Origin of the sequence: Oscillibacter sp. ER4 (assembly GCF_000765235.1) — a bacterium.
Taxonomy (GTDB): Bacteria; Bacillota; Clostridia; order Oscillospirales; family Oscillospiraceae; genus Hominicoprocola; species Hominicoprocola fusiformis.
In genome coordinates this window covers 1-22,058 of the sequence record NZ_JPJG01000022.1, presented here as the reverse complement: position 1 = coordinate 22,058, position 22,058 = coordinate 1, and the positions used below count along the sequence as shown (strand labels likewise).

The window sequence follows — 22,058 nt, the reverse complement described above, 5'->3', positions numbered from 1 at the left end:
GCTTTCAAAAACAGAGCGGGCAAGCGTGATACTGCGCTTGCCCGCTCTTTGCCCAAAAGGACATGAGAAGTGACCGGAGAAGATGAGAGGATCGAAATGGAGATCAGAAAACGAAACGGGGAGTCTGTTCCCTTTCAACAGGAGAAAATTTTCAACGCCATGAAAAAAGCGTTTGATGGACAGGGGATGGAGATCGGGAGCAGAGAGCTGAATGATATCCTCGCCGCCGTTCTCGACAACCTCGCCGCCGCAGCGCCGCTCACCGTGGAGCGTGTGCAGGACGAGGTGGAGCGGACGCTCATGGAGCGCGGACACTATGAGGTGGCCAAGGCGTACATCCTCTATCGCGAAAAGCGGTCTGCGCTGCGCCGCGTCCGGCATACCATCGCGCAGACGGTGGGGGATAACTCGCTTGACGAGGTGCTGCGCCGCATCCAGATGGATTTTACCGAGAAAGTCTACTCCCTCGCGGCGCTTCAAATGAAGTTTGAGAGTTTCTGTCGCCCGGGCATGACGGAGGATGAGCGGGTTGAGGCACTGACCAAGGCAGCGGTAGAGCTGACTACGGCAGAGGCACCCAAGTGGGAGTTCATCGCGGCGCGGCTTCTGAACCACTCCTTTCGCTGTCGCAACGCACAGGAATGGGAGGGGCGCGGCATCGGCGACCTCTATGGCAGGCTTCGCTATCTGACGGATAAGGGACTCTACGGTGACTATATCCTTGCCCGCTATACCCACGAGGAGATCGCCATGGCGGAGAGATTCCTCTGCCCGGAACGGGACGAGCTGTTCACCTACTCCGGCCTTGACCTGCTGCTCAAACGCTATGTGATCCAGTCACGCAGCCGCGTGCCGCTGGAAACACCGCAGGAGATGTTTTTGGGTATCGCGCTGCATCTTGCTATGAACGAAGGCTCTGACCGCATGGGGTGGGTAAAGCGCTTTTACGATATGCTCAGCCGTATGGAGGTCACGATGGCGACACCTACCATGTCCAACGCACGAAAGCCCTACCATCAGCTTTCAAGCTGCTTTGTGGACACTGTGCCGGACAGTCTGGACGGCATCTACCGCTCGCTGGACAACTTCGCAAAGGTCTCTAAATTCGGTGGTGGAATGGGGATGTACTTCGGTAAGGTGCGCGCTGCAGGCAGCACCATCCGCGGCTTTCAAAGGGCGGCGGGCGGTGTTATCCGCTGGATCCGGCTGGTCAACGACACCGCCGTGGCGGTGGATCAGTTGGGGATGCGGCAGGGCGCTGTAGCGGTTTACTTAGACGCATGGCACCGGGATCTGCCGGAATTCCTTCAACTGCGCACCAACAACGGCGACGACCGCATGAAGGCGCATGATGTGTTTCCCGCCGTGTGCTATCCGGATCTCTTCTGGCGACTGGCGGAGGAGAACATAGACGCGCCGTGGCATCTCATGTGTCCGCATGAGATCCTCACGGTCAAGGGCTACGCACTGGAGGATTACTGGGGGACGGAATGGGAGAAGCGGTATCTGGACTGCGTCAATGACCCGCGCATCGAAAAGCGCAGCGTTACCGTCAAGGACATCGTGCGGCTGGTGCTTCGCTCGGCAGTGGAGACCGGCACGCCCTTCGCCTTCAACCGCGACAGCGTAAATCGTATGAACCCAAACGGCCACACGGGAATGATCTATTGCTCCAATCTCTGCACGGAGATCGCACAGAACATGGCGCCCATCGCGCATATCAGCACTGAGGTGCACACGGAGAACGGCGACACAGTGGTGGTGACGGCCACACGCCCAGGTGAGTTTGTGGTCTGCAACCTGGCGAGTCTGTCTCTCGGTAATCTGCCGGTGGAGGACGAGGCCTATATGGAACGCACGGTGGAAACGGCCATCCGCGCACTGGATAATGTGATCGACCTCAACTTCTACCCGTTGGAATACGCGCGGCTTACCAATCAGAAGTACCGCAGCATCGGCCTGGGCGTCAGCGGCTACCACCACATGCTGGCAAAGCGCGGCATCCGCTGGGAGAGCGAGGAGCACCTTGCCTTCACCGACGCGGTGTTCGAGCACATCAACTACGCCGCCGTCAAGGCGGACGCAGCACTGGCACGGGAAAAGGGTCGTTACGCACTCTTTGAGGGCAGCGACTGGCAGACGGGCGCGTATTTTGAAAAGCGGGGTTATACCTCCGAAAAGTGGCAGGCGCTTGCGGAAACGGTGGCGGTGCAGGGAATGCGCAACGCCTATCTGCTGGCGGTCGCACCGACCTCCAGCACATCTATCCTCTCCGACACGTCGGCGGGCATCGATCCAATTATGAAGAAATTCTTCTTAGAGGAGAAAAAGGGCTGCATGCTGCCCCGCGTTGCCCCGGAGCTTTCTATGGATACATGGTGGTACTATAAGGCGGCGCATCTGATCGACCAATGAGACCCAATTATCGAGCGGGCCAGCTTGCAGGAACGGGAACACGAAGAGCAGGAAGAGAGTAAAGAACACCATGGGGACACCTCCTTTCTTGGGTAGAGTTGAATATATAAAAAGAACTGCACCACTCATAGGAGCAGCACAGTTCTTGGATAGGTGAATTTACATTTTCCGGGGTAAAAATCTTAGCGCTGAGCACAGGAGCACAAGGGGGTAGGTTGCCTCAAAAAAACATGAAAAAAGGGAGAGCATTAAGCCCTCCCTTATAGTGATTTATTCTGTTATAGGTTGAAAGCGGCAGCGAATTTGTCGGTTGCAGCTTGCATTTGTTGCAGGTCAGACTTGACATAGAAATTCAGCGTTGTACTTGCATCTGCGTGTCCTAAAATCTCCTGCACGCTTTTGATATCAGCGCCTTGGGATAGAAGCAGCGTCGCACAGGAATGCCTCAAATCGTGTGGGGATAAATCAGGCAGACCATTCCTTTTCATAAAGCGTTTTACCCGCCTTGTTACTGAGTTCGGGTCACGAGGTTGGAAGATATTGTCCTCCTTGGGAAAAAGAAAGGCATTCCGTAGGATAGTGTTAGGATGCTGGGATTGTGTCGCCTTTCGTAGCTGCTTGAGCAAGGACAATGTGCTTGGCATGATGGGGATAGTGCGGATGCTGGTCGCTGTTTTTGGCGAGCTGACGATTACACCGCATTCCGGTGTGTAGACAATGTTGCGCTCGATTCTGATGGTACAATTCTTCTCGTCGATGTCGCTCCATTTTAGACCCATACACTCACCACGACGGATTCCGGTCGTTATCAGCAGTTGCAGGATGCAGTGAAAATCAAGGGGAGTATCGGGGAGCAGAGAGAAGAATTTTTTGGCTTGCTCCTCGGTCAAGGCATCGACAGGCTTTTTTTCTTTCTTGGGACTGTCAACCAGCTTCATAGGATTTTTGACAAGCAGCTCTTGCTTTTCAGCGAAACCGAAAATCAGGTTCAGTGTGTTATACAGGTGGTGCAGTGTTTTGGGAGTTAACGGCTTTCCGTGCTGATTCTTGTGCTCGGTGCGAAGGAAGGTGAGGCAGCGCTGGATATCGAGGGAGCTGATTCCTTGTAAGGTGGAGCCACTAAAGCAGGGGAGGAGTAGCTTTGTCATACTCTCATAGAAAGCGATGGTTTTGGGCTTGTGCTTACCATCCCGAACTTGAAGAGGAAACCAGACATCATTGACGAAGGAAACAAAATCGTCGTGGCGTTTTTCTGCTGGTATCTGATATGTCTTGCCTGCTGATTCTGCTTCGAGCTTTTTGTGATACTCGCTTATAAGCTCCTGTTCCCAAATATCAGCAGCACGTTCGGCAGCTTTCTTTGCCTTGGCTGTGCTTGTATCGGGTGGGATGGGCCATGTAGTGTATTTTCGGATTTGCTTTCCGTTGCAGTCTCGGCCTAAACAGACGGTGAAGCGATAGGAAACGATTTTGCCATTCTTTGTGTTTGCCCTGATATGAGCCATGAAGATACACCCTTTCTCTTAGGGATATCTCAGGTTTTCAGACGGCTGTGCGCTTTTTTGTGCGCTTTTTCGGATTTCCAGAGGCGTGATTTTTACCCCGAAAAACAAAGAAAGCCTTGAAACCATTGCAGTTTCAAGACTTTACTTTGGTACGCCGTGAGGGATTCGAACCCCCGGCCTTCTGGTCCGTAGCCAGACGCTCTATCCAGCTGAGCTAACGGCGCGTGTCTCATATCGGACAACGGTGTTATACTACCACAGCTTTCAGGGAAATGCAAGAGGAAATTTCAAATTTTTAGAAAAAATTTGAGGACAGGTCAAAACAATGAATTTGACAAGGGGCGTGTGGCAAGGGTAAAATATCATTGATTTTGATTTTTTGCAAGGAGCACACTATGGAAAATACTTTCAAAGGCAGCAAAAACTATGTTGCGAGCCCAGAGCTGATGAATGCGGTGAACATCGCGATGGCGCTCAAAAAACCGCTTCTCATCAAGGGCGAGCCGGGCACGGGAAAGACGATGCTCGCCGAGGCTGTGGCCGAGGCGCTGGGCAAAAAGCTCATCATCTGGAGCGTCAAGTCCACGACGAAGGCACAGGACGGCCTGTACGTCTACGATGTGGTGCAGCGTTTATACGACAGCCAGTTTGGCACATCCGGCGTGGACGATATCGCAAAGTATATCAAGCTCGGCAAGCTCGGCGAGGCGTTTTCCGCCGACGAGCAGGTCGTGCTGCTGATCGACGAGGTCGACAAAGCAGACCTCGAGTTCCCGAACGACCTTCTTTGGGAGCTCGACAAGATGGAATTCTACATTCCCGAGACGAAGGAGACCATCAAGGCCAAGCACCGTCCCATCGTCATCATCACCTCGAACGCGGAAAAGGAGCTGCCGGACGCGTTTCTGCGCCGCTGCATCTTCCACTATATTGAATTCCCCGACCAGCAGCAGATGGAAAAGATCATCCGCGTCCACTTCGATCATGTCGACGAGACGCTTTTGATGCAGGCGATGCAGGCGTTCTACTATATCCGCTCGATCGACTCGGTGGAGAAAAAACCCTCGACATCCGAGCTTGTCGACTGGATCCGCGCGCTCGAGCTTACCGGCGTGGACACGTCCCGCATCACGAAGGAGATCCCGTTCATCGGGGTGCTCCTCAAAAAGGACAAGGATATCTCCACCGTGCAGCGCCGACTGAGAAGATAAGAACGCCATGTTTACTGGATTTTTCTACCTTCTGCGCGCGCACGGCTTTCGCGTCAGCCTGAATGAGTGGATGACGCTCATCGAGGGGCTGATGCTGGACCTGCAGCACGATTCGCTCACGGGCTTTTATGAGCTCTGTCGCGCGGTGCTCGTCAAGTCCGAGGCAGATTACGACAAGTTCGACCAGATCTTCCTTGAATACTTCGACGGCGTGCCATATCAGGACGAGCTTCCCAAGGAGCTGATGGACTGGCTCAACAACCCTGCCGCCGCAATGGAGGAGTTCCGCAAGTTCCTGCGCACGCAGGGCTATGAGGAAAAGAGCATTGAGGAAATTCTCAAAATGTTCGAAGAGCGCCTCAAGGAGCAGACCGAGGAGCACAACGGCGGCTCGTACTGGATCGGTACGAACGGCTACTCAAACTTCGGCAATAGCGGCCACAGCCCGCAGGGCATCCGTGTGGGCGGGAAGAGCATGTACCGCCGCGCGTTTCAGGTGGCAGGGGAGCGCAGGTTCCGCGACTTCCGCAAGGACAATGTGCTCGATATTCGTCAGTTTCAGATGGCGTTCCGCCTGCTGCGCCAGTATTCCGAGCAGACGCAGGAGGCCAAAACGGAGTTCGACGTGGATGGGACCGTGCGCGAGACCTGCGACAACGCGGGAACGCTGTCGGTCTGCTACAAGCGTCCGCGCAAAAATACCGTCAAGGTGCTGATGCTGATGGACTCCGGCGGCTCGATGGAGTATTATTCCAACCTCTGCTCCATGCTCTTCCAGGCGGCGCGGCAGTCGAACCATTTTAAAGAGCTGCACGTCTACTACTTCCACAACTGCATTTATTCAAGCGTCTATACCGACCCGCGCATGTACCGCGAGCACGCGGTGCCGACGGACTGGATCCTGCAGAATTTCGGCAACGAGTACAAGGTCATTTTAGTCGGCGATGCGCTGATGGACATGTACGAGCTGATGGAAAAGCGCTACGACTACCGCACCAGCGAGGCGAAATGGTCGGGTCTTGATCAGATCAAGCGCTTCCGCGAGCACTACGATCACCTGATTTGGCTCAATCCCGAGGAGCCCCCGCGCTGGGGAGGCTACTGGGGTGAGAGCTACGGCTATATCGCAAGGGCGGTAGACATGTACCCGCTGACCGTCGACGGTCTCGAGCGCGGCATGAAAAAGCTGCTCGTGAACCGGTAAAGGAATAAAAAAGAGGACGGGAGTTACCCGCCCTCTTTTTTGACCCACGGCGGCAAAATTGGTGTCCAAACGGAACAATTTCGCCCGATGGGGAAAGACAAGCGGCAAAAGCTGTGGTATACTGCCAGAAGGTTAGAGACGACTAACCTAAAAAGACAGGAGCGGAAGAGATGACCGCAGAGAAATTATTGGAGCATCAGGGCGCTATTTTGCTGGCGCAGAGCGACGGCTGCGCGGTCTGGCAGTTTCGAAACGAGACCGGCGACGGCACGATGACCACCTATGAGGTCTTTCCGGGCGTGATGCTCGCGTTCAACGACTTTCACATGGAGCGCTACGAGTGCGATTTTGTGGCCGACCGGCGGATGCTCGCCATCGACCACTGCCGCGAGGGGCGCATGGAGTACGCCGCGAGCGACAACTTGGTCCCCTACACGGCGGCGGGGGATATGAAGCTCGATTTGCGCGAGCAGCACACGGGCACGTTCCACTTCCCGTCCTGCCACTACCACGGGCTGACGGTCGCGTTCGACCGGGACATTGTGAGAGAATCGCTCCCGCGCGAAGTCAAAGACTTTCCCGCGACGCCGGAGAAGATCATCGAGCGCTGGCAGCTCGGCAGCACGCCGCGCGTCGTCCACGGGGCGGAGCGGATGGAGCACATCTTCGGCGAGATGTACCGCGTGCCGGAAAAGATCCGCATCCCGTACTTCAAGGTCAAAATTTTAGAGCTGCTGCTTTGCATTGATGCCATGACCATCCCGCAGGAGGAGAGCGAGCGGCCGTACTTCTACAAAACGCAGGTCGAAAAGATCGAGGCCATCAAGCGCTTTTTAACCGAGCATGTGACGGAAAATTTCACGCAGGAGGAGCTACTCCTACACCGAGTTCGGCACGAACGAAAAGGGCGTGTCCGTCTCCGCGACCGAAACGCTCTACGGCAACGAAAAGGTGACGGAAGCCGACCCGTACCGCGACGCCGAATGGGCGGAAGCGAACAAGAGCGAGCGCATCGGCATTGAAGAGACCGACATCCCGACCATCATCCTGGCCGAGGCCTCCTCCGCGCGCAAGGGCGTGAAGCTGCTGCTCGACATCTACGAGAATTACGGCTGCGTGGCCGCCTCCGGCGTGTTCGTCTGCGACAAGGACGAGGTCTGGTACGTTGAAAATTGCAGCGGCACGCAGTATGTCGCCATCAAGCTCAACGACAACATGATCTTCCTTGAACCCAACATGGCCGTCATCGGCCGCGTCGATCTGGACGATGAGAACGTCATCGCCTCCAAGGACCTGATCGCGGTGGCGAAGAAGCCCGGCACGTTCGTCGGCGACGAGGCAAAGAACATCATCGACTTCCGTGCGTCTTACGCCCGCATCAGCGAGAAGATGGACCAGCGCATGATCGACGGCCTGAACTACCTGAACGCTACTTACAAGTACGACAGCGACGCACTCGTGGCTGACAACACGAAATTCACCATCTCCAACCTTGACGCGAGCGACAAGTTCGTCGCGCTCTACACCAACATCAAGGCCGACCGCAAGCTCGACAAGGACGATGTGTTTGGCTACTACAAGCTCTCCTCCATCGGCAAGGCCAGCAACCAGGAGATCGAGATATTCCGGCTCTTCAAGGACCGTCCGGTCGAGACCGCGACCGTGGGCTGGGTCGGCGTCGGCAACATGTCCTACAACGTGTTTGTCCCGTACTATCCCATGCTGATCGACGGCATGTACAAGGGTTATCAGGTCAGCACCGCGTCCGCGAAGTTTACGACTGAAAAGCCCGACACCTTCTGCACCTACGGCATGAGCTGGGCGCAGGATGCCGATGGCAACTGGCAGCGCGTTTCCGGCTTCAAGGCGTATCCGAGCAACTGGAAGGATTCCTATTACTTCACGTTTGAGGGTCTCGGCGGTTACATCGCCAACGCCGACAAGATCACCGGCAAGCCCCTGAAGGCCGAGGCCAAGGCCTACGTCGCCGATAAACTCGCCGCCCTCCAGCAGGGGCTCTACAAGGACTTCGTCACGACCGACCAGCTCGTCAAGGCGGATGATGCCCGCGCCCTTGCCACCGAGAACGGCAAGACTATGACTGAAAAGGCCCACAAGCTTGGCGTTGAGCTCGTCGAGTACATCACGAAGGATGAAGCGCTCCAGCCGAGCGTGTTCACCGATGTCAAGGAAGGCGCCTACTATGTGGACGCTGTGAACTGGGCCGTGGATAAGAAGGTCACCTCCGGTAAGACCGAGACGACCTTCGCCCCCAACGACTCCTGCACCCGCGCGCAGGCCGTCACGTTCCTGTGGCGCGCCGCCGGCAGCCCCGAGCCGACCGCAAGCGAGATGACCTTCACCGACGTGAAGGCGGACAGCTAAAGCTTCCTTAGTAGCTAAAAGCTCAGAGCGATCTTTCGTGAGATATTTGAGAAATGCCTTTGTCTGCTTGCCATCTGTTACTGCCATAAGTAATGCACTCTTTTCGTTATCTGCGAGAAAGTGCTTTTTCCAAGAATATAAGGTATCGTTAGAAACACCATATTTTGATGCTACCGAATCTGGATCTTGGGATTGGCACAATTCTATTACTGCTTCACTGATTTCTCCCAGAGAACATTTTAATAGACGTCCATTGTTATGACAAGCCCTTGTATAGAAAACATCCGGTGCGTCTGCCTTGATCCATTCATACATAACACCCTGCGCCGGATAACCAAGATCGCGGATAGCCTGCTTCACGCTGACGTGATGCTCGACATAGTATTTAACGGCATATTCCCGTTCTTCGATGGAGTATGGTGAACGCCCTACATAATGGGCAGTTATATTGTTTTCCTTTTGGTATGCAAGATACCACTTGCGAAGAGCTCCTCTTGATGCTGGATATCCTAATTGCCGAATTGTCTCTGAATAATTGCGACGGTGAGCGATTAGATATTCAACGGCTCTTTGCATCTCTTCTTTCGTATACTTCGGTGGTGCGGACACTATAATTCCTCCTTTGACTTCTGGGGGAGTCCAACTTTTCGTCCGCATGCCCGCGACAAAAGCAAACAGGAGAGCCCCCGAAGATTTTCTTCGGGGGCCCTTTTTGCGGAACAGTCGGGAGAAATATCAACAGAAGTTGATGCTGCGTTGAGAAAGAGTTCATCTACTTGCGGTAAAAATATAAAATCTGATGTTGTAAGTTCCGGCGGGGATGCCCGCAGATGAGGTTTTTATCTTTCAGGAAGGAAGAAACGAACGATGCGAGTGAAGATTATTTCCGACAGCACGTGCGACCTGTCGCCCGCGCTGCTCGAGCGCTATGATATCGCCGTCACGCCGCTGTGCGTCATCAAGGACGGCAAGGACTTCCACGATGGTGTGGACATCACGCCCGCCGACATTTTTGCCCACGTGGACGGCGGCGGAGACCTTTGCAGCACGTCGGCGGTCAGCCAGTACGAGTACGGCGAGATGTTCGCGCGCTACGCGAACGAGTATGACGCGGTGGTGCAGATCACCATCGGCGCGAATTTCTCCTGCTGCTATCAGAATGCCTGCGCCGCGGCGCAGGAGTACGAGAACGTCTTTGTGGTCGATTCGGAGAATCTGAGCACCGGCCAGGGCCTTCTGGTTGTCGCGGCGGCGAAGCTCGCCGAGCAGGGCCTTTCCGGCGCGGAGATCGCCGAGCGCGTGCGCGCGCTCGCGCCGAAGGTCGAGGCGAGCTTTTTGATCGAGCGCCTCGACTACATGCGAAAGGGCGGCCGCTGCTCGGCTGTGGCCGCGCTGGGCGCGAATCTTCTGCACCTGAAGCCCTGCATCGAGGTGCGAAACGGCAAGATGGGTGTGTGCAAGAAGTACCGCGGCTCGTTTGAAAAGTGCATCCGCCAGTATGTAAAAGAGCGCCTTGACGGGCGCGAGGACATCGCGCCGGAGCTCGCGTTCATCACCCACGCGGCGGCGGACGCGAACGTCGTGGCCGCGGCGAAGGAGGAAGCGGTACAGTACGGATCGTTTGAGACCGTCGAAGAGACGCAGGCGGGCTGCACCGTCTCGTGCCACTGCGGCCCGAACACGCTTGGCATCCTGTTTGTGAGAAAGTAAAGGAGAAACCACCGTATGGCTCGCCATACGGTGGTTCTTTTTCAGCATTTTGCGCTTTTTCGCCAAAAGATGACCGCGAGCGCGGTGCAGACCGAGATGGCGGCGGCGTAGGGGATGACGAGCAGAAACGCGGTGCTCGCCGGTGCGCTGTAAGAAGCATAGCGGATGCCCCAGAGCATGTCGCAATAGCTGAATGCGACGGTGGCGCACATCACATCGGAGAGCAGGATCGCCAACGCGGCGAAGGTACAGGACAGAGCTTTCATGGAGAGACCTCCTTATTTGTGTTTGGTGCTTTTGAGCAGCAGCGCCGCGCCCGCGGCAATGGCCGCGACGCAGAGCAGCAGAAAAATGCCACTGCCGTCGATGCGGATCATCGACGATCCGCTGATCTGCGCGGGAACGGACGGGACAAGGATCGACAAAACGCCATAGACGATCAGCGCGGCCGCGCCGCCGAAGCAGAGAATGAGGCTCAAAAGCCGCATCGTCCGGTGCTCCTCCTGCGCTTCGGCGGGCGCGGCATTCGGCGCACCGTCTTTTAGAAGGCAGTCGAGCGAGACGCCGAAGTAATTGCTCAGCGCGAGGAGCTTGTCGCTCTCAGGCATCGCGCTGCCGCCCTCCCATTTAGAGATGGCCTGACGCGAGACGTTCAGCGCCTCTGCAAGCTGCTCCTGCGAAAGACCGCTCTTTTTGCGCAGTGTGTAGAGTTTTTCAGGTAGTGCCATGGTTCCTCCTTTCGCAAAAAGCATAGCGTTAGTGTGCGCAAAATGCCATGTATTGCAGTAGGCAATCGCGCAACCGTGGGTAGCAATGAAGACTTTTTGCGGAAAACAGTCCTGTTTTCACCCATTTTACCATGCAGAGGGGGAAAGCGCCAGCGGAGAGCAAAAAATCGCCCGAACAAGAATTTGTTCGAGCGATTTCGTTTTAGTTCTGCTCCTCGGTAGGGGCGTTCTTCTTTTCAAGCTCCGCGCGCAGCATGCGGTTTTCAGCCTGCAGGGCGTCGAGCTTGTCATTCAGCGGGGCGAGCTGCTTTTTGAGCTCGCGCGCGACGATGCCCTGATAGAATTTGTACCGGCTCGCTGTGCCGGCTGCGGCGCACACGACAGTCACGCCGCCGGCGATGAGGCCGGCCTTTTTCCAGTCGACCTTGCGGACGACTTGCAGCACGGCGTGCTGGTCGAGCTTTTTGCCGCGCAGCGGCGCGGGCGCAGCGCTCTCCGCGCGCACGGGGAGAATGTGGATGGTTTCGAGCATTTTCATCGGATCGTCCTCCTTGATCCAGTTTATTTTTCGACTCTAAAGGTATCATGCCGCATGCGGAATGTCAACTGCGGCGATGCGTTGCAATGGATAGAAAAACGTGCTATGATGACCGAAGATTTTTGATTCGAAAGGAAGCGAGGGGAGCAATGCTCCCGCGTTGACATGATCGCGATTCTGCTTGCGCCGGTGTATCTGCTGGCGAATTACTATTTACTGCGCCGCGTGATGGGCTGGGTGAAGGCATGGTTCCCGTTTTTCCGCACAGCGCGCCACTGGGCGCTGCCCGTGGCTGTGCAGGCGTTTCTGGCCTGCTCCATCGTCATCGCGTTTTTCCTGCCGGAGGGGCGGGCGCGGCGCGTGATGAAGCTCATCGGCAACTACTGGCTCGGCGTACTGCTGTATGTGCTGCTCGCGGTCATCGCGGCGGACCTGCTGCGGCTGCTGCTGGGGTACGTGCTGCCGTTCAAGCACATTTTCGTCACGACACAGATGCACCGCATCGCGGGCTGTGTGTGCGCGCTGGTCATTTTAATCGCATCCATCTGGGGCGTCGTCAACGCGCGCATCATCCACGTGACGCCGTATGACGTGACGGTCGATAAGACTGTTGAGGGCATGGACGAGATGAAGGTTGTGCTCGTGGCCGACCTGCACCTTGGCTACAACATCGGCGAAAAGCAGATGCAGCAGATGGTAGACAGGATCAACGAACAGGACGCCGACCTCGTCGTCATCGCGGGAGACATCTTCGATAACGAGTGGGAGGCGGTGGAAGACCCTGAGACCATCGTCACCACGCTGCGCGGCATCCGATCGAAATACGGCGTTTACGCCTGCTACGGCAACCACGACATCGAAGAGCCGGTGCTCGCAGGCTTCACCTTCCGCCAGAGCGAGAAGAAGGAGAGCGACCCGCGCATGGACGAATTCTTGAAGGACGCGAACATCACGCTCCTGCGTGACGAGGGCATGCTCATCGACGGAAAGTTCTACCTTTATGGCCGCCCCGACGCGCACCGCCCGGGCCGCGGCATCGAGACGCGCAAGACGCCCGATGAGATCACGGCAGGTCTGGACAAGGATAAGCCCATCATCGTCCTCGACCACCAGCCCAAGGAGCTGCAGGAGCTTGCGGACGCGGGCGTCGACGTAGACCTCTGCGGCCACACGCACGATGGACAGATGTTCCCGGGAAATCTCACCATCAAGCTGATGTGGGAAAATGCCTGCGGGTATCTCCAAAAGGGAAAGATGCACAACATCGTCACCTCCGGCGTCGGCCTGTTCGGACCCAACATGCGCGTGGGGACAAAAGCAGAGATTTGTCCGATTACCATCTATTTTGCATAAATGCAAAGCACTTTGCGGCACTTGTGCCGCGGGGATCGCAGCGCCGAAGGCGCTGCACGAGTCAAAGGGGCCATTCTCTTTTGCGAAAGAGAATGGCCCCTTTGGAACCCCAAGAGAAAGGCTTAGATTGGCAGTCTCGGGCTCGAAGGGGCTTTTGCCTCCGGAATGCAACTGCCTGCGTGGCGGTATTGCTGACGCTCACCGCCATTGGTTCTGCTATACGACTTGCCTCTGCTTCTATTATCCGCTGCCGCTCTGCCAGTCTCGTGGCAGTGCAGCCTAATTTCCGTCTACCGAGGCACTCATCAATGCGGCGAGTGCAGTAATGCCGCATTCGGCACGCAGTCTGCCGCCGTGCTGTCGTCACACGCGCCTCACGATAGTAAGGCGCGGTTGCAAACGAAAACGAATCGTAGGGGCTCATGGCGAAGCCATGTACACCGCACCCGATTGCGCAGCGCGTGCAGCTCTTCAAGCCCAGCGCCGACAATGGCGGGGTCAAGGGGCAAGGCCCCTTGCGTTCTCTTGGGGGATCTAAAGTGGGACATTCTCTCACGTGAGAGAATGTCCCACTTTGCTCGCTTCCCCGCGTCAGGCGGGGAAAACCGCAGCCCTTTCGGGACGCAAAAAAGAAGGGACCACCGTTCGGTGGCCCCCAATTTTTTACAGCTTGCGAAAGCGGTCCGCAATGACCGCTGCGGCCTCGGCCGTCGACAGCGCACCGGTGTCAAGGTAAAGATCATACCCCTCCGGCGCGCCCCAAGTCTTGTGGGTGTAGCTCTCGTAATACTTGCGGCGCTGCTTGTCCATCTTGCGGATCAGGCGGATGGCTTGGTCGCGCGTGAGCTTTTCCTGCGCCATTTTGCGCTGGATGCGGTGCTCGTCCGGCGCGGCGACGAACACGGTGAGAAGCCTCACGTCTTCGCCGCGCAGCACATAGTCCGCGCAGCGCCCCACGAACACACACTCCTCGTGGCGGGCGATGCGGCGGATCTCGTGGCTTTGCAGGGCGAAGAGCACTTCGCTCGTCGGTTTGCCGCGCAGCACATGGTGGTTGCCCTCGTGCACGGTCTGGAAGAGGTAGGGGTTGGTCGCCTTTTCGTCCGAGGGGGAGAGCGTTTTTTCCGAAAGCTCGCCGTACTCGCACGCGAGGCGGATCAGCTCGCGCTCATAGACGCGGATGCCGAGGAGATCCGCTGTTTTCACGGCCACTTCGTGGCCGCCGCTGCCGAACTGGCGGCTGATGCTGATGATGCGATTTCCCATAGTATGAATCTCCCTCCGCTTTTCTATTGTTTCAGCGCGTTGAGCGCCGGCTGGGGAATCGAGAATGCACGATCCGCCGGGGTGATGACGGCGGAGAGCGACACCGGAGCGTCGGAGAGGATGAGGTGCAGCGCGCCGCTGCACGAGATGTTGACGGACTGGAGCTCGCCCTGCTCGCTCACGCGGACGGAAATGCGTCCGGAGGAGAAGGTCACATCCTGTGCCTTGATATCCGGCGCGATGGCGGCGGCGAGCTCGCTCATCGCGTCGGAGTCGAGCGAAAGACCGTAGAGATAGCCGTCGCTCGCCTTATCGCAGCCCGCGCTGCCGTTCAGAATGGACTGGTAGCAGAGGTCAATGAGCGACGTGGCATCGACGAGCTGCTGGCTCGCGGTGTCGACACTGTTGCCGTCCGCGTCGCAGATCTTGCTGCCGGAGAAGTAGACGGCGAGGGTGTTTTTTTGGATGCTGCCGTAGCTCTGGCTGTCGATGCTGCTGCGGTCGTACTGGAGCGTGCTGTTCAGCACGATCGGGCCGCAGTCGGCGGAAAGGGCGATGTCGGCGGACAGATCGTCCGCGGTCAGCTCGCCCCAGGCACCCAGCAGACGGAGCGCGTTGTCCGTCAGCGTGGAAGCGTCGTCATTGCTGCCCGAATGGATGGCGGTGAGCACATCGTCGGGGATCACCGGCGCGAGCGCGTCGGTGAAGTGCGCGGCGGCCTCCACGCGAAGATCTCCGGAGTTTTCCGCCGTGAAGCTTACGTCCATCAGCTCGCCGCTCTCAGCGGTGAGATCCACGCGGATCGCGGAAAGCGATGCGGCGTTCGCGATCTCGTCCGAGGTGAGAAGACGCAACAGTGTGCTCGCGTCGTCGCCCTCGGCGGTGAGGGTGTAGCGCTTTTCCTGCCCGTCAACGGATTTCGTCACCGTGAGCGTGCGGCAGAGCTCGGCGGTCTCATCCATGAGCTCGGCGTAATTTGGGAATGCGCCGCCGACAGCGTAGGACTTGCCGTTTTCAAGGTAGATCGCGCCGTCTGCATAGTAGAGCGCCGCGCCGTCGCGGTCGATGCAGGTGATGGGAGCGCCGTCCTTCTTCGTGCGGGCGACGGAGGCATCCGCGCTCAGGCTGATTTTGCCATAGGAGGCGTCGACCGTGACGTCCATGGTCATCGGGTCCTCTTTGACACGCGCCTCGACAAGGCGGTAGGCTTCGAGGTCCTTCTTAAAGTCGGAGTGGAGGAAGAACGCCGCAGCCGCGCCGAGCAAGACTAAAATCGTGATGAGAATAGGGAGAAAGCGGCGGTGCCTGCGCTTTTTCGGCGCGGGCGGTACTGCGGGCTGCGTGAGCACGTTTTCGCGTGCCTCGCGCTCCTCGCGAAGAAGCCGAGGTTCCTCTTCCGCGCGCGCAAGGCGCGCCTCGATGGAGTCGGGATCGGCTGCGGGAGCGGGTTCGGAAGTGGGAACGCTTTCTGCGCCCTCGACCGCGGCGGTGACGACCGGCGCAGCGGTCGCTGCTACTGCCACGGCGGCGGGGACTGCCGTAGATTCAGCGGACACAGGCGCATCCGCCTGTGTGGCATCTTCGACCGCTGTAGACGTGAGGGCACCCGTCTTGGCAGGGGCTTCGTCTGCTGTGGACGCATTGGCGTCCTCGCCGCGGACGATCTGCTCGGCCTGCGAGACGGCGCTCGCGCTGCGCGCCAGCGCTTCGGCGTGTCTGCGCGCCTTGCGCTTGTGACGGTGGACGAGCAGAACGATGATAAGGATCAGAACAGCCAGCACGGCGAGCACGCCGAGCCAGATGCCCCAGACGTCGAGCGTCCGCACGGCGGCAAACTCAACGCTGTCGCCGCTCGTGGAGAAGGTGAGGTAGCTGCCCATCGTGCCGCAGTCGGCCTCCTGCCAGCTGCCGCCGTCTTCACGGGTGTAGATGCGCAGCTCCTTCTGCCCGTCGGGCGGGAGATAGCGCACGGTGTGCGTGTCCTGCCCGTCGTCGGCAAGCTCGATGCGCCACTGCTCGAGCACTTCGGCGTTGGCAACCATCGAAGGCATTTCGCCGCGGCTGAGGCAGGAGAAGTAGCCCTTCACGCGGTCGAGCACAGTGCCGGACTGCACGTCGAACGCCGCAGGCGTGAGCGGCTGGGCGGTCACGGTGATGGTGTCGCCGTCGTTGTAGTTGCCCTCGACCAAGATGACAGCCTGTCCGCTCTCTCGCGTCTGTTCAGAGGCAAGGCCGGGGGTGTAGGCCTCGTAAACAGCGGTGACGACGGTGTCAAAGTGCAGATTCGTGAGGTCGGTGCGGTCCCAGTGGACGTGACAGCCGCTCTTGGTGGGCGGCTCGGGGATGTCGCTTTCGTCGATGGAGTCGCCGTAGTTGAAAGTGCGGCTGAGCACAGTTTTATCGTCAGCAACGAAGGTGAGCGTGAAGGACTTCATGCTCTCGGGCAGGTCGCTGAGTGCGAGCAGCTGAGAATAGCTGATGGGCTCGGCCCGTCCGGCGTAGCCCTGACGGTTGATGCCGGGGAGATCGTCGGAGACATAGTAGTTATGCTCAAATGTGCCCGTGTCGCTGCCGGAGATCGCACCCTGGTACTGCTGGCAGTCGGTGATGTCGACGAGCGAGTAGTTCCAGCGGACGCTGCTGCCGCTGCCGTCGACATTTTCCTGCACGCCGGAGCCGACGATGCCGCCGACATACTTCTTGCCGCTGAGCGTGCACTTGGAGAAGTTCCCGAGCACCGTCGCGCCGGTGAGACCGGCGATGCCGCCGGTATAGCTGCCGTTTTCGTTCGTGATGGTGCAGGACGACGTCTCACACGCAGTCAGATAGCCGAGGTCCATGCGGCCGACAATGCCGCCGACATAGCTGCGCTTGCCGGACACATCGCCGGTGTTGACACACTTCTGGATGATGGACTTGTATTCATACTGCTTGCGGTAGATGTTCGAAAGGTGACCCGTGACATCGTCCTCGGGGTCAAGCGTGTATTCGATGGCCATGGAACCGGCGATGCCGCCGGTGTTGACGTCGCCGTACACTGCGCCGCTGTTGCGGCTGAGCGATACCTTACCGAGCGTGACGGAGTTGATATCGACACTCGAGGCGTCGACGATCAGATCGCCCGTGCCGCCGGTGAGCGAGGAGATGGCGGAGAACATCGTGTTCGTGAGCTCGTTGAACTTGCTGCTGATGTTGCGGATATCGGCGGAAAGAGCCGTGCTGGTGTTTTTGACGTTTTCGGTGATCAGCGAGAGTTGGCTGTTCGCCGCGGTGACCGAGCCGACGACCATGTTGATGTTCGACACGGTGACGACGTCGGAGACGTCAAAATCCTGATCGAAGCTGACGTTGATATCCGGCAGAGTGGGATTCTCAGGATCGAAGTCATCGGGGTCAAAATCACCGTCGATACTGATGCTCGGCTGGGGGATGGCGTCGGGGTCGACGTCGATGGTCACGTCGTTCGCCGCGTCCGATGCGTCGGAGAGATAGCCGGAGATCAGGCCGAGACGGTCGGAAATCTCACTCGAGCCGTATTCGGCGTCGTTAACGGCCTTTTTGACGAGCGAGTCGAGCTCCTTGATCTGCGACTGGATGCGCGAGAGCTGGCTGGCAGAGACCTGCGTGCGCACATAGGGCTCCATCTGGCCGGCGATGCCGCCGACGTCCTTGCGTCCGCAGACCGCACCCTCGTTGCTGCACGCAAGGATCTGGCCGCTGCTGCGGCCGACCACGCCGCCGACATTGTAGCCGATGTGCTGGTAGCCGACAGCGGCATAGTTCGTGCTCGACGCGATCGCGCCGGAGGAATAGCCCGCGATGCCGCCGGTGTCGGTGGCGATATTGAGCGTGTCGAGTCGGGACAGACTTGCAAGGTCAAGCGAGAAATCGAGGCTCAGATCGCTCAGGTCGATGCTGGGGTCGGTGCTCTCGATATTCACATACGCGCGGCCGCGGCAGGAGACGATGGAGCCGAGGTTCTCGCCCACGATGCCGCCGGTCATGCTCTGGCCGAAGATCGCGCCCGAGGCTTCGCACGCGCGCACGATGCCCGTGGCGAGGTTGCGGCCCGCGATGCCGCCGACGCTGCGTTTTCCGGAAACACTTCCGTTGAATGTGCAGCTTTCGATCGTGCCGTGGTTTTCACCCACGATGCCGCCGATATTTTCGCTGTCGCCGGACGGGTTGACCGTGCCCTCAACATTCAGGTTTTTGATGACGGCGTCCTTTTGCAGCACGCCGAAAAGACCGGCGGGGGAGACGCTCTGCGTGATGGAAAGGCCGCTGATGGTGTGGCCGTTGCCGTTGAACGTGCCGCCGAACGTCGGGATGGGGAGCTCGTCATCGTCGGTCAGCTCGATATCGTTGTCAAGCACAACGGTTTTACCGCGCGACCAGGAGTCGAGCGTGCAGGAATGCGCGAGGGATCGTAAGTCTTCTGCGCTCTTGATGTGGATGGCGCCGTCCCCGTCTGCCAAGACCTGCGTGACAGGGAGAAGCGAGATGAGCAGCAGGCACGAGAGTGCAAGCGCGCAGAAGCGATAGAAATGATTAGTCTTCTTCATCGTCTTGCTCCTCATTTGCAGATCCGGAGATCAGATTCAGGTCGATGTCGCCCTCGACCGTGGCGTGCATGATGCCATGCACCGTACCATTGATGTTGCCGCGCACCATGCCGTTGACGGAGACCTTACCGTGACCCGATTTCTTTTCCGTGATGGACGGGACGGAGAACGAGGTCTTGTCGACGATGCCGCTGCCGATGAGCAAGATCTGCGGCAGGGCGAACATGACCATGATGATGGAGATGACCGTGCCGCGGCCAAGGCTCTCGCCGATGCCCGCGATGACGGGCTCAGATGTCATGCTGCCGATCAAAAAGCCGCAGATCGAGAGGATCGAGCCGGAGGTGATGATCGTCGGGAAGGCGAAGTTCAGCGTCTCGACGATGGCGTCGCGGTGGTGCATTTTGGATTTGAGCTCCTGATAGCGGCTGGCGATGACGATGGCGTAGTCGATATTCGCGCCCATCTGGATGGAAGAAACAATTAGATATCCTAAGAAGAAGATGTACTTGCCCGTGATGGTCGGGAACGAGAAGTTGAGCCAGATGCAGCCCTGAATCACGAGGATCAGCAGCACCGGCATACCGGCGGAGTTGAACGTGAAGAGCAGCACCAGCATAACCACGAGCACCGACACGATGCTGACGACCTTGTTATCCACGGCGAAGGACTTTTCGAATTCGTATTCGTTCGTCGATTCGCCCGCGAGGTAGACGTTTTCATCGGGGTAATACTTTTCGGCAATTTCGAGAATTTTGTCGGTGAAGGCGTAGGTCTCGTCGCTGCTTTCGGGCAGCGTGAGGTAGATGAGCATGCGGTCGTAATCCGTACCTTGAAGCTGGGCCTTGGCGCTGTTCATCTGGACCTCGGCATCCTGGAGCATCTGCGTCTGGTCGTCACTGAGCGTCACGATGCCGGAATCCACCTGATCGCAGACAAAGAGAAACATGTCGATGAGCGGGACTTTGTAGGTGGCGAGATTGCCCGCAAGCTTGCCATATTCTGAATGCTGCGCGGCGTAGGCGGCGTAGACGACCTGCGCGGCCTCATAATCAAGCCCCGCAAGCTCGGCGAACTGACGCGGCGTCAGCTTGTCGGCGAGCATGTAGCCGTCGAGCGCCTCAATGTTGGTAAGACCCATCGTGGAGTCGACCTCGTTGTACTGGCCGAGCTCGTCCAAAATGGCGGACTCCTTGTCGTAGTCGCCCGTGGGGACGATGAGCGCCAGCATGTTCTTCGAGGTGAAGTTATCCTCGATCATCTGCTGGGCAAACTGCGTCTCATTCTGCTTGGGGGCGGAGATGAGGCCATAGCCGTAGGCGTAGGGGCAGTCGGACGACAGGCGGTAGCCGATGACGGCCAACACCACGAAGACGATGGGGATGATGTAGCGCGTGGCATAGTCGAGCTTGCCGACGAACGGGATCTTCGGCACGAAGCTGCGGTGCTGCGTGCGGTCGATCAGCGGGCCGAAGAGCATCAGAAGGCCGGGCATTACGATGAACGCTGCGAGCAGCGCAAACAAGATCGACTTGATGAGGCAAAGCGCCATATCGGGACCGAGCTTGAACTGCATGAAGAGCATCGCCACAAGGCCGCCGATGGTCGTGAGGCTGCTCGCACCGATCTCGGGGATCGACTTGCTCAGCGAGACGATGACGGCCTCACGCAGCGGCAGCAGCCGGTGCTCCTCTTTAAATCGGTTGCAGAAGATGATGGCGTAGTCGATGGACAGCGCTAACTGCAAGATGCTTGTGACCGAGTTTGAAATGAACGAGATTTTGCCCATCAGGAAGTTCGTGCCCTGATTCAGCACAAGTGCGACCACGAACGTCAGAATGAGCACCGGCACCTCGCCGTAGGTCTCGGACGTGAAGAGCAGCACGAGCACGATGACGATGGCGACATACACCATGATGACGCTGATCTCGTGGTCGATGGTCTCCTGCTGCGTGTTGCCAAGGTCCGTGTCGACATACAGATCGTAGTCGGACAGGTATTCCTTCACGGCTTCGAGCGAGTCGAGGCAGGCCTCGTCATCCTCGCTGTAGGCAAAGGTGATGGAATAGAGGGCGGAGAGGTTATTATAATGTGCGGTGGTCTCGTCGTAGTCCACGCTCTGCACGCCCTTGATCTCCTTGATCTTGGGCTCGAGCGCGGCGGCCTGCTCTGGTGTGATGTTGGCCACCATGACCTCGGCCGTGCCATAGGTCGTGAACTGCTCGTCCATGATGTCGAGCGCCTGCTTCGTCTCGGAATCAGACGGCAGGTAGTACGTCAGGTCGCTCTCGACCTCGACCCAGTTGCGGGAAAAGGCGGAGAATACGAGCAGAATGATTGTGAGCAGAAAGATGAGATTTCGCTTGTCGACGATGACCGTCGACAGCTTTTCCATAAAGCTGGAGCCGGTCTCCTTGGTTTCGTTACTCATGGCGGTACGCATTGCCTCCTTTCTCGTGGGTGGGTCTTCGCTTCTTCATGCGCTCAAGGCCGCTTTTGATCGGCGGCTCGGGCGGGGCGAGCTGCACCACGTCGCCGAGCGAACAGTCGAGCTGGCGGCAGATGCGCACAAGCACCTCGAGCGAGACGAGCTCATTTTTCGAGAGCTTGGCGAGCGTGTTGGAGCTGATGCCGACCTCGCGCGCAAATTCCGTTTTATTTAAGCCCTTGTCGATGAGGAGCTTAAAAAGGTTGTTGTAGGTAACATACATGGTGGTACCTCCTGTTCAGTCGTCAACATTATATGAAAATATCCGGAAGAAGCAAGATTAAATTTGCGAAAGCAGATATTTTTTGAACAAATCTGGCGAAGTGACAAAAACAGGCCAGTACAGATGAACAATGCGCAGCCCCTTTTGAAGCGGGGATTTGTTGATCGAGTGAAGGAGAAGATGAAAAAGGGCAAGGAAGCACCGAAGAGCGGTAAAAAGACATCTTGACTTTTGCACTGTCATTTGCTACGCTTTAGTTAGAGATGACTAACTGACGTAAAACGAAAGAAAATCGGAACGAGAGCATAGCGAGACGGGGCAGAACGAAGGAAACAGGTATTTTTAGGATAAGAGGAGACCTGGCTATGAAAATTTTAGGGCAACACCGCACAAATAGCGTATAGGGAGAGCCATAGTAAGTTCGTCTGTAGGGCAGCCAGTATTATCCCCTCAGTTCGCCTGGCAGG

Annotated in this window: 15 protein-coding genes and 1 tRNA gene; 7 read left to right on the top strand and 9 right to left on the bottom strand. The window is 57.7% G+C overall.

Annotated elements, in window-relative coordinates:
• Window positions 1-69: 69 nt before the first annotated feature.
• Window positions 70-2,415 (top strand): ribonucleoside-diphosphate reductase subunit alpha, encoded by a 2,346-nt coding sequence (locus NI20_RS13775; protein WP_369699394.1) that lies wholly within the window; start codon window positions 70-72, stop codon window positions 2,413-2,415.
• Between the two features lie 278 nt (window positions 2,416-2,693).
• Here NI20_RS13775 and NI20_RS0104030 read toward each other — a convergent pair whose 3' ends face one another.
• Together NI20_RS0104030 and NI20_RS0104025 are read right to left on the bottom strand one after the other, a co-directional pair.
• Window positions 2,694-3,920 (bottom strand): tyrosine-type recombinase/integrase, encoded by a 1,227-nt coding sequence (locus NI20_RS0104030; RefSeq protein WP_033120165.1) that lies wholly within the window; start codon window positions 3,918-3,920, stop codon window positions 2,694-2,696.
• A 147-nt stretch (window positions 3,921-4,067) separates the two neighbouring features.
• A tRNA-Arg gene (locus NI20_RS0104025) sits at window positions 4,068-4,144 on the bottom strand.
• Window positions 4,145-4,315: 171 nt separating this feature from the next.
• Here NI20_RS0104025 and NI20_RS0104020 point away from each other — a divergent pair.
• The 5 genes from NI20_RS0104020 (at window position 4,316) to NI20_RS0104000 (ending at window position 10,430) form a co-directional block, all read left to right on the top strand.
• Window positions 4,316-5,131, top strand: a complete 816-nt coding sequence (locus tag NI20_RS0104020) for a MoxR family ATPase (protein ID WP_033120164.1) — start codon at window positions 4,316-4,318, stop codon at window positions 5,129-5,131.
• A 7-nt stretch (window positions 5,132-5,138) separates the two neighbouring features.
• Window positions 5,139-6,335 (top strand): VWA domain-containing protein, encoded by a 1,197-nt coding sequence (locus tag NI20_RS0104015; RefSeq protein WP_033120163.1) that lies wholly within the window; start codon window positions 5,139-5,141, stop codon window positions 6,333-6,335.
• A 170-nt stretch (window positions 6,336-6,505) separates the two neighbouring features.
• Window positions 6,506-7,357: a hypothetical protein gene (locus NI20_RS0104010; RefSeq protein ID WP_052084415.1), complete on the top strand. Its 852-nt coding sequence runs from the start codon at window positions 6,506-6,508 to the stop codon at window positions 7,355-7,357.
• Window positions 7,245-8,720: a C69 family dipeptidase gene (locus tag NI20_RS0104005; RefSeq protein ID WP_052084414.1), complete on the top strand. Its 1,476-nt coding sequence runs from the start codon at window positions 7,245-7,247 to the stop codon at window positions 8,718-8,720. The genes NI20_RS0104010 and NI20_RS0104005 overlap by 113 nt, the downstream gene beginning before the upstream one ends.
• 867 nt (window positions 8,721-9,587) lie before the next feature.
• Entirely contained in the window at window positions 9,588-10,430 is an 843-nt protein-coding gene (locus NI20_RS0104000) for a DegV family protein (protein WP_033120162.1), read from the top strand.
• 41 nt (window positions 10,431-10,471) lie between these two features.
• Here NI20_RS0104000 and NI20_RS0103995 read toward each other — a convergent pair whose 3' ends face one another.
• From NI20_RS0103995 to NI20_RS0103985, 3 genes are all read right to left on the bottom strand, one after another.
• Window positions 10,472-10,696: a hypothetical protein gene (locus NI20_RS0103995; RefSeq protein WP_033120161.1), complete on the bottom strand. Its 225-nt coding sequence runs from the start codon at window positions 10,694-10,696 to the stop codon at window positions 10,472-10,474.
• 12 nt (window positions 10,697-10,708) lie between these two features.
• Window positions 10,709-11,158 carry a helix-turn-helix domain-containing protein gene (locus tag NI20_RS14035; RefSeq protein WP_052084413.1) on the bottom strand — a complete coding sequence of 150 codons (450 nt, stop codon included), beginning with the start codon at window positions 11,156-11,158 and terminating at the stop codon, window positions 10,709-10,711.
• Between the two features lie 202 nt (window positions 11,159-11,360).
• Entirely contained in the window at window positions 11,361-11,696 is a 336-nt protein-coding gene (locus NI20_RS0103985) for a hypothetical protein (protein WP_033120160.1), read from the bottom strand.
• Between the two features lie 165 nt (window positions 11,697-11,861).
• Here NI20_RS0103985 and NI20_RS0103980 point away from each other — a divergent pair, with 165 nt between their 5' ends.
• Window positions 11,862-13,049 (top strand): metallophosphoesterase, encoded by a 1,188-nt coding sequence (locus NI20_RS0103980; RefSeq protein ID WP_033120159.1) that lies wholly within the window; start codon window positions 11,862-11,864, stop codon window positions 13,047-13,049.
• A gap of 663 nt (window positions 13,050-13,712) precedes the next feature.
• On the opposite strand, the gene NI20_RS0103975 is transcribed toward NI20_RS0103980, so the two are convergent.
• The 4 genes from NI20_RS0103975 to NI20_RS0103960 are packed head-to-tail and all read right to left on the bottom strand — an operon-like array spanning window position 13,713 to window position 21,591.
• Entirely contained in the window at window positions 13,713-14,315 is a 603-nt protein-coding gene (locus NI20_RS0103975; protein WP_052084412.1) for an AAA family ATPase, read from the bottom strand.
• A gap of 23 nt (window positions 14,316-14,338) precedes the next feature.
• Window positions 14,339-18,880: a GLUG motif-containing protein gene (locus NI20_RS0103970; RefSeq protein ID WP_033120158.1), complete on the bottom strand. Its 4,542-nt coding sequence runs from the start codon at window positions 18,878-18,880 to the stop codon at window positions 14,339-14,341.
• Complete coding sequence (locus NI20_RS0103965; protein ID WP_033120157.1) at window positions 18,867-21,311, bottom strand: MMPL family transporter; 2,445 nt, start codon at window positions 21,309-21,311, stop codon at window positions 18,867-18,869. The genes NI20_RS0103970 and NI20_RS0103965 overlap by 14 nt, the downstream gene beginning before the upstream one ends.
• Window positions 21,304-21,591 (bottom strand): helix-turn-helix transcriptional regulator, encoded by a 288-nt coding sequence (locus NI20_RS0103960; RefSeq protein ID WP_052084411.1) that lies wholly within the window; start codon window positions 21,589-21,591, stop codon window positions 21,304-21,306. Before NI20_RS0103960 ends, NI20_RS0103965 begins: the two co-directional genes overlap by 8 nt.
• Between the last annotated feature and the right edge of the window lie 467 nt (window positions 21,592-22,058).

Bases quoted from the DNA above. Each gene is read 5' to 3' on its own strand.
- NI20_RS0104030 (WP_033120165.1), bottom strand. From the start codon at position 3,920: ATGGCTCATATCAGGGCAAACACAAAGAATGGCAAAATCGTTTCCTAT.
- NI20_RS0104020 (WP_033120164.1), top strand. From the start codon at position 4,316: ATGGAAAATACTTTCAAAGGCAGCAAAAACTATGTTGCGAGCCCAGAG.
- NI20_RS0104015 (WP_033120163.1), top strand. From the start codon at position 5,139: ATGTTTACTGGATTTTTCTACCTTCTGCGCGCGCACGGCTTTCGCGTC.
- NI20_RS0104010 (WP_052084415.1), top strand. From the start codon at position 6,506: ATGACCGCAGAGAAATTATTGGAGCATCAGGGCGCTATTTTGCTGGCG.
- NI20_RS0104000 (WP_033120162.1), top strand. From the start codon at position 9,588: ATGCGAGTGAAGATTATTTCCGACAGCACGTGCGACCTGTCGCCCGCG.
- NI20_RS0103995 (WP_033120161.1), bottom strand. From the start codon at position 10,696: ATGAAAGCTCTGTCCTGTACCTTCGCCGCGTTGGCGATCCTGCTCTCC.
- NI20_RS14035 (WP_052084413.1), bottom strand. From the start codon at position 11,158: ATGGCACTACCTGAAAAACTCTACACACTGCGCAAAAAGAGCGGTCTT.
- NI20_RS0103985 (WP_033120160.1), bottom strand. From the start codon at position 11,696: ATGAAAATGCTCGAAACCATCCACATTCTCCCCGTGCGCGCGGAGAGC.
- NI20_RS0103980 (WP_033120159.1), top strand. From the start codon at position 11,862: ATGATCGCGATTCTGCTTGCGCCGGTGTATCTGCTGGCGAATTACTAT.
- NI20_RS0103975 (WP_052084412.1), bottom strand. From the start codon at position 14,315: ATGGGAAATCGCATCATCAGCATCAGCCGCCAGTTCGGCAGCGGCGGC.
- NI20_RS0103970 (WP_033120158.1), bottom strand. From the start codon at position 18,880: ATGAAGAAGACTAATCATTTCTATCGCTTCTGCGCGCTTGCACTCTCG.
- NI20_RS0103965 (WP_033120157.1), bottom strand. From the start codon at position 21,311: ATGAGTAACGAAACCAAGGAGACCGGCTCCAGCTTTATGGAAAAGCTG.
- NI20_RS0103960 (WP_052084411.1), bottom strand. From the start codon at position 21,591: ATGTATGTTACCTACAACAACCTTTTTAAGCTCCTCATCGACAAGGGC.